This is a genomic window from Rufibacter ruber, assembly GCF_014138425.1.
GTDB lineage: Bacteria > Bacteroidota > Bacteroidia > Cytophagales > Hymenobacteraceae > Nibribacter > Nibribacter ruber_C.
The window spans coordinates 136743-148705 of record NZ_JACJIQ010000014.1; the positions used below are offsets into that span (position 1 = coordinate 136743).

At 53.5% G+C, this 11963-nt stretch carries 6 protein-coding genes; all 6 read left to right on the forward strand.

What is annotated here, in order from left to right; all coding sequences use genetic code 11:
* The first annotated feature begins 57 nt into the window (after window positions 1-57).
* The 6 genes from FHS90_RS16020 (at window position 58) to FHS90_RS16045 (ending at window position 11346) form a co-directional block, all read left to right on the forward strand.
* Window positions 58-1455, forward strand: coding sequence for a sialate O-acetylesterase (locus tag FHS90_RS16020; RefSeq protein WP_343049743.1), 1398 nt, complete (start codon window positions 58-60; stop codon window positions 1453-1455).
* Between the two features lie 294 nt (window positions 1456-1749).
* On the forward strand, window positions 1750-2952 hold the full coding sequence (locus tag FHS90_RS16025) for an aldose epimerase family protein (RefSeq protein WP_182513794.1): 1203 nt from the start codon (window positions 1750-1752) through the stop codon (window positions 2950-2952).
* A 186-nt stretch (window positions 2953-3138) separates the two neighbouring features.
* Entirely contained in the window at window positions 3139-4761 is a 1623-nt protein-coding gene (locus tag FHS90_RS16030) for a family 43 glycosylhydrolase (protein ID WP_182513795.1), read from the forward strand.
* 145 nt (window positions 4762-4906) lie between these two features.
* Window positions 4907-6085, forward strand: a complete 1179-nt coding sequence (locus FHS90_RS16035) for a glycoside hydrolase family 43 protein (protein ID WP_182513796.1) — start codon at window positions 4907-4909, stop codon at window positions 6083-6085.
* A 432-nt stretch (window positions 6086-6517) separates the two neighbouring features.
* On the forward strand, window positions 6518-9631 hold the full coding sequence (gene lacZ / locus FHS90_RS16040; RefSeq protein WP_182513797.1) for a beta-galactosidase, LacZ type: 3114 nt from the start codon (window positions 6518-6520) through the stop codon (window positions 9629-9631).
* 260 nt (window positions 9632-9891) lie between these two features.
* A complete protein-coding gene (locus FHS90_RS16045; RefSeq protein WP_182513798.1) occupies window positions 9892-11346 on the forward strand; it encodes a sulfatase in 1455 nt (484 codons plus the stop codon).
* Window positions 11347-11963 lie beyond the last annotated feature (617 nt).

Here is an 11963-nt window from a genome sequence, read left to right on the forward strand (position 1 = left end):
TTCTCCACTCAATTTAGACACCTTAACGTGGCTCCCGCCTTTCAGTGGGTAGCACTTGTGAGTAGCATTTTTGTGGTAACTTTTTCTGCGCAGGCAGAAGTTACCTTACCCAGCCTTGTTGGGAACGGAATGGTGCTGCAGCGGGACCAGCCCATAACTGTATGGGGTTGGGCAGAGGCAAAAGAGAAGGTAGCCCTCACCTTTAACGGCAAAACCTTTGCTACCCAAGCCGGGGCTGACCAGAAGTGGCAGGTGAAACTGCCGTCAACCCCGGCCGGCGGACCTTACACAATGGTGGTGAAAGGCCGCAACACCATCACCCTTCAGGATATACTGGTGGGCGATGTCTGGGTGTGTAGCGGGCAGTCTAACATGCAGTTTCAGATGAAAACCGTACAAGACCGGTACCGCCAGGAGATTGCAAGTTCGGCCAATCCTCAGATTAGGCATTTTCTGGTGAAACATGCTTTGGCGTATTCCCCTGCCCGTGATGTAGAGTCAGCCGGCTGGCAGGAGGCGAATCCGGAGACGGTGCTGGGTTTTACCGCTGTTGGGTATTTCTTTGCCAGAGAGCTGTTTGAAAAGTATAAAGTTCCCATTGGGCTGCTGCACACCTCTAACGGAGGAACGCCAGCAGAAGCCTGGATGAGTGCAGACGCGCTGCAAGAATTTCCGGAGTACCAGGCTCTTATTCCCAAAAGCGCCCCAGCCGGGCCATTAAAGGAAAATGGGGAGAAGAAAAAGCCGTCAGTCCTGTACAATGGCATGGTGGCGCCGCTCCTCCCTTACACAATCAAAGGGGTGATCTGGTACCAGGGGGAGGCCAACGCAAACGCGGGGAAAGGCAAAGAATATGCCCAACTGTTTCCGGCGCTAATCAAAGACTGGCGCTCGCACTGGGGGCAGAAAGATTTTCCGTTTCTGTTTGTGCAGCTCGCCAACTATGCCTTACCCAAAGCAAAACCAGGGGATGACTCCTGGGCGCTCCTGCGGGAGGCCCAGTCCCAAACTCTTTCCCTGCCCAACACAGGCATGGCGGTAACCCATGATATTGGGGAAGCCAATGACATACACCCCAGAAACAAAAAAGAGGTGGGGCACCGGTTGGCCCTGTTGGCGCAAACCCTGGTGTATGGTAATACTGAGGTTGTTGCTTCTGGGCCTACTTTGAAAGCGGTTAAGCAGGATGGCAAGAAGATGGTGCTTTCTTTTGAGCATACAGGGAGTGGGCTGGTGGCCAAAGGCGGCGGAGAACTGAATCAGTTTATGGTGGCTGGGGCCAGCGGTACGTTTGTGGCGGCCACTGCCCACATCAAAGGAGACCAGGTAGAAGTTTGGAGTGACCGTGTTCCCCAGCCGGTAGCCGTCAGGTATGCCTGGGCCAACAACCCGGAAGGCGCCAACCTCTACAACAGAGAAGGACTGCCCGCTTCCTCATTCCGGACAGATAGATAGCTGGAGTTCTGCCTAAGCTTTAACAGTTTAAGCTCCTGTTTTCGGCCTGTTTTTTGAAAAACAGGCCGAAAACAGGAACGGGGCTGTTGCTCCCCAAAGAAGGAGGAAGAGCAGAGGGGGCCTTTCAGCAGGTAGTAACTACATTCGTTTTAGCAATAGCTACAGAATTGCTACAAACCAATCAGCACAAAAGTAGATATTGCTCTCTGAAAGAAACCTGCACCTTTAAAGCCTCCTATGGTAGACCTTAGGGGCCCGGCAGAACATTTTTTGATCATAAATCTAAACCCAGATATGAAAGTACGAAAGACTCTCCCTTCTTTGCTGCTCGTTGCTTGTTTTGGTGTGGGCGTGGCCAACACCCTTTTAGGATGTTCCACTAATTCCAACACCAAGGCAGAGGGAACTGCCACGGCAGAATCAGAAAGCGCAACGGGTGCGGTGCCTAAGCCAGCTTCCTTTGGTAAACTGCAAGACGGTACCGAAATCTTTCTCTACACCCTCTCCAATAAAAACAAAGCCCAGGCTTCTTTCACCAACTTTGGGGGACGGCTGGTGAGCCTCCTGGTGCCTGATAAAAACGGCAAGCTGACAGATGTGGTGGTGGGTATGCCAAGCGTGAAGGAATACGAAGTCACTACAGAGCCTTATTTTGGGGCCACCATTGGCCGCTACGGTAACCGCATTGCCAACGGAAAATTCACCCTGGACGGGAAAGAATACGCCCTCTCTGTAAACAATGGCCCCAACACCCTGCACGGTGGTAAAAAGGGATTCCAGAATGTAGTGTGGGAGGCCCGGCAGCCCAATGCCCAGACGGTTGAGCTCACTTACTTGTCAAAAGACGGGGAGGAGGGGTTTCCGGGTAACCTCAAAACCAAGGTCACCTACACCCTTACAGATAATAATGAACTGAAAATGGACTACGAAGCTACCACTGACAAGGCAACCGTGGTCAATCTTACCAACCACGCCTTCTTTAACCTGAACGGCGAGGGGAGCGGTGATATTCTGGGGCACCAGCTGCAGATTCATGCAGATTCTTACATACCGGTGAACAACAACCTGATCCCCTTCGGGAAGATAGAACCCGTGGCGGGAACACCATTTGATTTCTCTAAGCCAACCCCAATTGGGGAGCGAATCAACGTGCCCAACCAGCAGCTCAAGAATGGAAAGGGCTATGACCATAACTATGTGTTGGGGGCTAACCCTGGTAAAAAAATGAACAAGGCTGCCACGGTGGTGGGCGATAAAAGCGGCATTGTCATGGAAGTCCTGACCCAGGAACCGGGTTTGCAATTTTATTCAGGGAACTTCATGAAAGGCAAGAACACCTTCAAAGGCGGCGCTAAAGATGACTTTAGAACGGCCTTCTGTCTGGAGACCCAGCATTTCCCAGACTCGCCCAACCAGCCAGCCTATCCCTCAACCGTGCTGAGACCAGGGGAGGTGTACAAGACCGGCAGTGTGTACAAATTCAGTGTGCAGAAATAAAGATTATACCTGCAAGCCCCGTAAGATTTGAATTGATGTCTGTTTTTGGCCTGTTTTTGAAAAAACAGGCCAAAAACAGACATGCTATCTGCAGAAACAGTCAATCCTCTTAAGGGTGCCTGCCTAAACCCCCATGTTTATAAGGGGCCGAGCTGTTGAAAGAAGCTCCTGCCATACGCAAATGATATGAAGAAACTACTCCCCCTTTTCGGCCTGGCGTGCTTATTGTTAACGGGCTGTGCCGAAAAAAATATCCAAACCGCAACCTCAACGGCCAGCCAGCCCCAGCCAGTTAACGCCACCACCAGATCTGTGGCATATACCAACCCGGTGCTGCCCGGTGACTACGCAGACCCGTCGGTGGTGCGCGTGGGTGATGACTACTGGGCTACGGCCACATCTTCTGAGTGGGCACCGCTCTTCCCGCTGTTGCACTCCAAGAACCTGGTAGACTGGGAAACGGTAGGGCACGTATTCCCTGAAAAATCCCCGGCCTGGGCCGAAGCCCATTTCTGGGCCCCTGAAATCTCGTATGAGAACGGCAAGTACTACATCTACTACACGGCCAAGAAAAAGGGCGGCAACCTGTGCGTGGGCGTGGCCAGCGCCACCAACCCCAAAGGCCCCTACACCGACCATGGGCCGCTGGTGTGCCAGGAAGTAGGCTCCATTGACGGTTTCCCCATTCGGGACGAAAAAGGCGATCTGTACCTTATCTGGAAGGAAGACGGCAACAGCAGAAGATTGCCCACGCCGCTCTGGGGCCAGCGCATGAACGAAGAGCGCACCGGCCTCACCGGCGAGAAGTTTGAGCTGTTCCGCAATGACCCCGGCACGTGGGAAGGCGGCCTGGTGGAAGGTCCGGCCCTTGTCAGGAAAAACGGCTACTACTACATGTTCTACGCCGGCGACAAATGCTGCGGCCGGGAGTGTACGTACGGCGTGGGTGTGGCCCGGGCCAAGAACCTGCGCGGCCCATGGGAGAAATACGCCAAAAACCCCATTATGCAGCAGAACGACGCCTGGAAATGCGCCGGGCACGGCACCGTGGTCTCAGACCAGAGCGGCCGTGATTTCTTCCTGTACCATGCCTATACCACCGGCACGTTTGTGTACCCAGGCCGCCAAGGTCTGCTGGATGAAATCTCTTGGAACCAGGATGGCTGGCCGTATTTCAAAGGCAGCGTGCCCAGCGTCTCCAGCGTAGTGCCGTACAGCAAAAATGCCCCGGAGGTATTAGACGTGAATGACGAATTCAAAGGGTCTACGTTGGCCCCAAGCTGGCAATGGTCAGTGACACAGGCCCCGCCGTTCCAGGTGCGTAGCGCCAACAACGGGCAATTGGTGTTGAAAGCCCATCCTGAGGCCGTTGGCAGCATGCTGGGCCAGCGCACCAAAACCGGGAACTACACGGCCACTGCCGCGCTTGACGTAGCCAGTCTGCCCAAAGGTACCATGGCCGGGCTTTCCGCCTTTGGCGACCCCAATAACTCAGTGGGCATTGGCGTGCAGGACGGCAATGTGGTGGTATGGCAGGTGAAACGCAAACAAGCCACTGACGTAGCCCGCGTGCCCGCACCGCAAGCCAAAACCTTGCAGTTCAAGGTAGAGGTGCAAGATGGGAACAAACTGAGCTTCAGCTTTAGCCCAGATGGCCAGAAATGGACCACCCCAGGCAACGCCCAACCCATAGACGGTTCGTTCCTGCCGCCGTGGGACCGGGGCGTGCGCGTTGGGTTGAGCGCCAAAGGCCCCGCCGGAGCCACCGCCGCCTTTGATTGGTTTAAACTGACCCACAGCAGCAAGTAACCTTGGTTTCCGTTTCCGGGCTGTTTTTCAGAAAACAGCCCGGAAACGGAAGATGAAGAGACTGGCCGCTGGCGCGGGAGAAATGCGCTGTAGTTAAATTTTAAGGTTTTCCGCCGCGGCGGAAGAACACTCAACCGTTTTTTACATGTTCAAAAGAAACAAATACTTAGTGGTGGCCTTCGGGTTGTTGCTGGCAAGCCCGGCGTGCCAGGGCCAGACATCGGCGCCCGCGGCCAAAGCCAAAACTTCTACCCCGGCCCAAGGAGCCACCAGCCAAGGCGGCCAATATAAAAATCCGCTGAACGTCAAGTTTGGCGACCCGTACGTGCTGTATGACAAAGCCAGCAAACTGTACTATATGTACGGCACCGGCGGTGGCGCTAAAAAGGGCTTCGCTACGTATTCCTCGCCAGACCTGGTGAACTGGAAAAACGAGGGGCAGGTGTTTTACGGCAACACGCCCGGTTCCTGGGACGTGAAGAACTTCTGGGCCCCAGAGGTTTACGAAGTGAAAGGCAAGTACTACATGTTCTACAGCGCCGACTGGCGGCACAACCCCACCAATGAACTGGAGAACTTCCGGATTGGCGTGGCCGTGTCCGACAAACCCACCGGGCCATTCAAGAACATCTCAGACAAGCCGCTCTTTGACCCCGGTTACCCCATCATTGACGCCAACGTGTACTTTGAGCCCAACGGCAAAATGTACCTCTACTACTCACGCTGCTGCTACAAACACCCGGTAGAGAGCGAAGTGGCCACCTGGGCGAAGAAAACCGGCCTATACCAAGAGATTGAGGAAAGCTGGATTTACGGCGTAGAGCTGAAACCTGACTTCAGCGGTGTGATTGGCGAACCGGTGCTGTTGCTGCGCCCGCCCGTGAAAATGAATGATGCCCAGAGCGAGTGGGAAAGCCGCTCGGTGACCTCCAAAGAAGTGAACCGCCGCTGGACCGAGGGCTCTTACACCTTCAAACACGGGGACCAGTATTACATGATGTACTCGGCCAACCACTTCGGGGGCGAGAACTACGCGGTAGGCTACGCTACGGCTAAAAGTCCGCTGGGGCCGTTCAAGAAAGCGGCCAACAACCCCATCCTGGAGAAAAACACGGGCAAAGGCGGTGACGTGACGGGCACCGGCCACAACAGCATTGCGTTTGCCCCAGACGGGAAAATGTTCTGCGTGTACCACGGCCGCACCAAAGCCACCGGTGACGAGCGCGTGGTGTTCATTGACCCCATGCAAATCACCAAAGACGGCAAACTGGTAGTGGAAGGCCCCAGCACCACACCTAAGCCGTTGCCTTTGAGCAAAAAGTAGAGACGTTGAAACCGTCTCAGTAGAAGGCGAACAGTTACAGGTAATACGCAGGGGAAGAGCTTCCACTATGAAGGAGCCTGTCTCTTCTGAAAATTATAGGAGTGTTTGTAGACTGAAAGGCACCCATTTAGATGGGTGCTTTTCTTTATGGTGCAAATTGTCTCAAAGTTGTGCCCTTTCTGTATCTGGCTGCTGGCTTTTAAAGACCAGGTGACAAAATTTACAAGGAGGAGGTTAATTTGAAGCTATCATTGCTGTTGGATAGTAAGAACGGGAATAGGCGTAGAGCAACGAACTCTGGAGAAGTAACCACAAAACAGAGGAGGAGACAGCTTTCGCTGTTTTTGACCTGTTTTTCAGAAAACAGGTCAAAAACGCTTTTCCCCTTACCTCATTGTACAACCTCTCCTCAACGTAATGTCAACGACAAAAATGGTAAGATTGCTTGTAGTGTTTGTCTTAGTGTGTGCCTTGGCTTCCAAGCGGGTAGCAGCCCAGAAGTTCACGTTCAAAGAATGGGAGAACCCCGAACTGGTGGAGCTTAACAAAGAGAAACCGGTGGCCACGTTCCTGCCGTTCGCCAATGAGAAAGACGCCATTACTGACAAGGCCGAGAAATCACCGTACTACAAAAGCCTGAACGGCACCTGGAAATTCAACTACGTGGCCCGCCCTGCCGACCGGCCCAAGGATTTCTTCCAACCCAACTTCAACGCCTCCAAGTGGAACGACATCAAAGTGCCGTCTAACTGGGAACTGGAAGGCTTTGGGATTCCTATTTACGCCAACGTGATTTACCCGTTCCCGGCCAACCCGCCGTTCATTCCGCATGACAACAACCCGGTGGGCTCTTACCGCACCACCTTCACCGTGCCGGCCGACTGGAAAGAGAAAGACATTTACCTGAACTTCGGGTCTATTACGGGCATGGCCTATGTGTGGCTCAACGGGCAAGAAGTAGGTTTTTCCAAAGTATCTAAGTCTCCGGCTACGTTCCATATCAACCAATACCTAAAAGCGGGTGAGAACGTGCTGGCGGTGCAGGTGCTGCGCTGGCATGACGGCAGTTACCTGGAAGACCAGGATTTCTGGCGCCTCACCGGCATTGAGCGCGATGTGTATCTAGTGGCCCGCCACCCCGCCCGCATCGTGGATTTTGAGGTGAACGCCAATCTTACGCCAGATTACAAAGCCGGTACGCTCAAGCCTTGGTTTCTGGTGCACACGCCATCGGCCAAAGGCCAGTACACCGTGAATTTGAAAGTGCTGGACGCCGCCGGGAAAACCGTGAAGCAACTGCAAAAAACCTTTACACCCACCGGCACTGAGACCAAAGTAGAGTTCCCGCAGGAAGTGTTGAAAGGCGTGAAACAATGGTCTTCTGAATTCCCCAACCTGTATTCGTTTACGGCCAGCCTGCAAGGCACGCCAGAAGTAATTGGCACCCAGATTGGCTTTAGGCGCTCTGAAATTAAAGATGGGCAGTTGCTGGTGAACGGCGTGGCCATTTACGTGAAAGGCGTGAATCGCCATGAACATGACGAGTTTTTGGGCCACGTTCCCACCGAGGAAATGATGCTCAAAGACATCAGGCTCATGAAGCTGTTCAACATCAACACCGTGCGCAATTCGCATTACCCCAATGATGAGCGCTGGTACAAACTCTGCAACCAGTACGGCCTTTATTTGGTGGACGAGGCCAACATTGAAACCCACGGCATGGGCGCTCACTACCAACGCAATTATGACACCATTCCGCACCCGGCGTACCGCAAAGACTGGGTGAACGCCCACAATGACCGCATCAACCGCATGCTGGAGCGCGACAAGAACCACCCGGCCATTATTCTCTGGAGCATGGGCAATGAGTGCGGCAACGGCCAGGTGTTCAAAGACGCCCACAAGTATATTAATAAGCGCGACCCCAGCCGCCCCGTCATGTTTGAGCAAGCCTGGAAACATGAGAACACCGATGTGGTCGCGCCTATGTACCCTTCCATTGAAATCATGAAGGAGTACGCCAGCAAACCGCAGACCCGTCCGTTCATTATGTGTGAGTACTCGCACGCCATGGGCAACAGCAGCGGTAACTTCAAGGAGTACTGGGACATTATCTATTCATCAAAGCACATGCAGGGCGGCTGTATCTGGGACTGGGTAGATCAGGGCTTCCGGCAGAAAGATCCCTATGGCCGTGAGTATTGGGCCTACGGCGGAGATTTGGGCAGCCACAACGAGCGCAGCGATGAGAACTTCTGCGCCAACGGCCTGGTAGACGCCAGCCGCAATCCGCACCCCGGTCTGTACGAGGTAAAGAAATATTACTCTTACATCTTGTTCCCGGCATTTGACCAGAAAACCAAGAAGCTGACGGTCAAAAACCTGCACGACTTCACCAACCTGAACGAGTATGACCTGAAGTGGGAACTGCTGGAAAACGGCAAAGCGGTGAAAACTGGTACCGTGACGATGAACCTGGCCGCCCGCCAGGACGGAACCGCCACCCTGGCTTTGCCGAACAATTTGGACAATTCAAAAGAGTACTTGCTCAACGTGTTTGCCGTCACCAGAAACGAGCGGCCCATGGTACCCGCCGGGCACGAGGTGGCGCGCCATCAATTCAGCCTGTCAGATGAGAAAAGCTATTTCGAACAGGTAGCCAAAGCGGCAGCTAAAGGAAAAGTAACCCAGGAGAAAAAAGGGAACATGCTTACCGTCTCTGCCGGTGATTTTGCCGTGGTGTTCAATACCAAAAAAGGGGAGGTAGTGAGCTACACCAAGAAAGGCGAAGCCGTTCTGGAGAAGATGCCGGAGCCGTACTTCTGGCGCGCGCCCACCGACAATGACTGGGGCAACCACATGCAGGAGTGGGGCGGTATTTGGCGCTCGGCCCATAAAAACCTGCCCTTGAAAAGGTTTGATGTTGACGAGAAAAACGACCAAATCATTGTCAGACTCACGCACCAGCTCAACTTCTCTAACGCCGAGTATTCAGTATTCTACACACTTCGGCCAGACGGTTCGCTCAAAGTAGAATCTGCCGTGCAGCTGGGTGACAACAAGTTCCCCGAAATGCCCCGGTTTGGAATGCGTTTTGACGTGAACAAGCAATACCAGAACTTTGAATATTACGGCCGCGGCCCCTGGGAAAACTATGAAGACCGTAAACATGCGGCACACATTGGCGTGTACCAGGACAAAGTGCAGAACCAGTACGTGAAATACATTCGGCCGCAGGCCAACGGCAACCGCACCGACGGCCGCTGGCTCAAACTCACCAATGGCAACGGCAAAGGCGTGCTGGTGGAAGGCCTGCAACCGTTGAGCTTTTCGGCCATGCCGTACTATGACGAAGACTTTGACCCGGGCAACACCAAGAAAAACCAGCACATCAATGACGTGGTAGAGCGGCCGCTGGTGAACGTTCATGTTGATTTCAAACAGCGTGGCGTGGGTGGAGACAACAGCTGGGGCCGTCCGCCGCATGACCCGTACCGGTTGCTGGGCAAGAGCTACGCGTACGGCTACATTATCAGGCCGCTGTAAGAATGAATAAAATACCCTGTTATTAACTAGATGTTTAGGTTGGCTGGGCCTATTAAACCTTTGCGCTATTTAGGCATCTTAGGGAAAGCCGATTTTCTGTTTTCGGGCTGTTTTCTGAAAAACAGCCCGAAAACAGAAAACGAAATACGGCAGCTGACGATAGACGCAAATCTGTACATCACCTTTATCAAATATGTCCTCTTGAACGGAGCTTGTGGGCGAGCTGGAAAAGCGGAACGAGCTTCTGAAAAAAATCTCTTATGAAATATAAAAACTACACGCTGGCGTTGTTGGCCTGCCTCATGCTTAGTCTTGGGGTACAGGCGCAGAACAAGGCCACGAAACCCAACATCGTGCTCATTTTCATTGATGACATGGGCTGGAAAGACGCCGGGTTCACGGGCAGCGATTTCTACCAGACGCCGCACCTGAACGCACTGGCCAAGCAGGGCATGGTGTTCACCAACGCCTACGCCGCCGCCGGAAACTGCGCCCCCAGCCGTGCCTGTTTGATTTCGGGCAATTACACACCGCGCCACGGCATTTATGCGGTCTATAACTCTAAGCGCGGGCCGGTAGAGAAAATGCGGCTGGAGCCCATTCCCAACACCAATGCGCTGGCGCCCAACATGTACACCCTCGCCGAGGGCCTCCGCGACGCGGGCTACAAAACGGCCATGTTTGGCAAGTGGCATCTGGGCGGAAAAGAAGGCACGCTGCCTAAAGACCAGGGCTTTGACGTAGACGGTTCGTTTGAGCCGCCCAGCCAGGAAGAATTTGAGCAAAACAATGACCCCAAAGGCATCTACAAAATTACCAACGGGGCCATCCAATTTATGGAGGAAAACAAGAACCGTCCGTTCTTTATCTATGTCTCGCACCACGCCACGCACATGGCCATTCAGGCCCGCGACGAGATGTACGCCAAGATGAAAGGCAAAAAAGGCACTTACCAAAGCCACGAGAAATATGGGGCCATGAACGCGCAGATGGACGATGGCGTAGGCTTGCTGCTTAAGAAAATGAAAGACCTGGGCCTGGAGGAAAACACATTGGTCATCTTCACCTCAGACAACGGCGCCTTGCCGCAATCACCGGCAGACCCGCTGCGCGGTTTCAAAGGCATGTACTATGAAGGGGGCATCCGTGTGCCGTTTATTGCCCGCTGGCCCGGCGTCATCAAAGCGGGTACTCAGAATGAGACGCCCATTATCAATGTAGACCTGTTCCCCACGTTCCTGGACGCGGCCGGTTTCACCAAGCCCAAAGCCAAAACCCTGGACGGCGAGAGCCTGGTCAAACTCTTCAAAGGCGGAAACGCGTTGCAGCGGTCCTCTATCTTCTGGCACTTCCCCGGGTACCTGGACAAACCAGACCCCGGCTCCCGCGACAATGACTTCCGGGCCCGCCCGGTAACCACCATCCGGAAAGGCGACTGGAAACTGCATCTGTTCCATGAGGAATGGGTTTTAGACGGTGGCCAAAGCAAAATAGCCAGTAACAACAGCGTAGAGCTCTACAACCTCAGGCAAGACATTGGCGAGAAGAACAACCTGGCCAGCAAGCAGCCTGCCAAACGAGATGAACTGGTGGCCGACTTGCTTAAATGGGTAAAGGCCACCGACGCGAAAATCCCGCAGGAAAAGAACCCGCTCTTTGGCCAAGCTCCCGCCCCCGGCGGAAAAAAGAAGAAGCAAAAAGAAGACGAGGATTGATTCCTGTTTTCGGCCTGTTTTGGCCAAAACAGGCCGAAAACGGAAACTTAGTGAAGGAATTAAAATCTAAGAGTTGTAGCGTAGTTGTGCTTGCTACCCCAGATGTAATTGGCCGTGTTCGGTAATCAGGATTTCTAATCCGGAAGAGCCAAGACGTAACGTAGCTGTTCGGGATTTCTTCGTAGCTGCGTAGCTGTTCAGGATTTCCGTAGCTGTTCGGGATTTGTAATCCCGAACCATTCTGTCGGGGATTTCTAATCCCCGTGGCGCACCAGTTGGTAAATAGCAGGCGCGGGGATTGGAAATCCCCGGCAGTGTACTTCCGGATTAGAAATCCGGAAGAGCGGATCCTGAAGAGCAAGAGAACAGGAAGAATGCTGCGCTAGCTACACCAGCTGTTCGGGATTTGTAATCCCGAACTAAGTAACTGGGGATTTGTAATCCCCGCATTTAACAAGGCGGGAGGACGGAAAACGGGGATTGGAAATCCACGAAGTAGAAACTTCCGGATTAGAAATCCGGAAGAGCCAAGATAAATCCGGAAGAGCCAAGATGAGAAAGCCGAAACTGGAATTTCCGTTTTGGGGCTGATTTTCTGAAAACAGGCTAAAAACGGC

Bases quoted from the DNA above. Each gene is read 5' to 3' on its own strand.
- FHS90_RS16030 (WP_182513795.1), top strand. From the start codon at position 3,139: ATGAAGAAACTACTCCCCCTTTTCGGCCTGGCGTGCTTATTGTTAACG.
- FHS90_RS16025 (WP_182513794.1), top strand. From the start codon at position 1,750: ATGAAAGTACGAAAGACTCTCCCTTCTTTGCTGCTCGTTGCTTGTTTT.
- FHS90_RS16045 (WP_182513798.1), top strand. From the start codon at position 9,892: ATGAAATATAAAAACTACACGCTGGCGTTGTTGGCCTGCCTCATGCTT.
- FHS90_RS16035 (WP_182513796.1), top strand. From the start codon at position 4,907: ATGTTCAAAAGAAACAAATACTTAGTGGTGGCCTTCGGGTTGTTGCTG.
- lacZ (WP_182513797.1), top strand. From the start codon at position 6,518: ATGGTAAGATTGCTTGTAGTGTTTGTCTTAGTGTGTGCCTTGGCTTCC.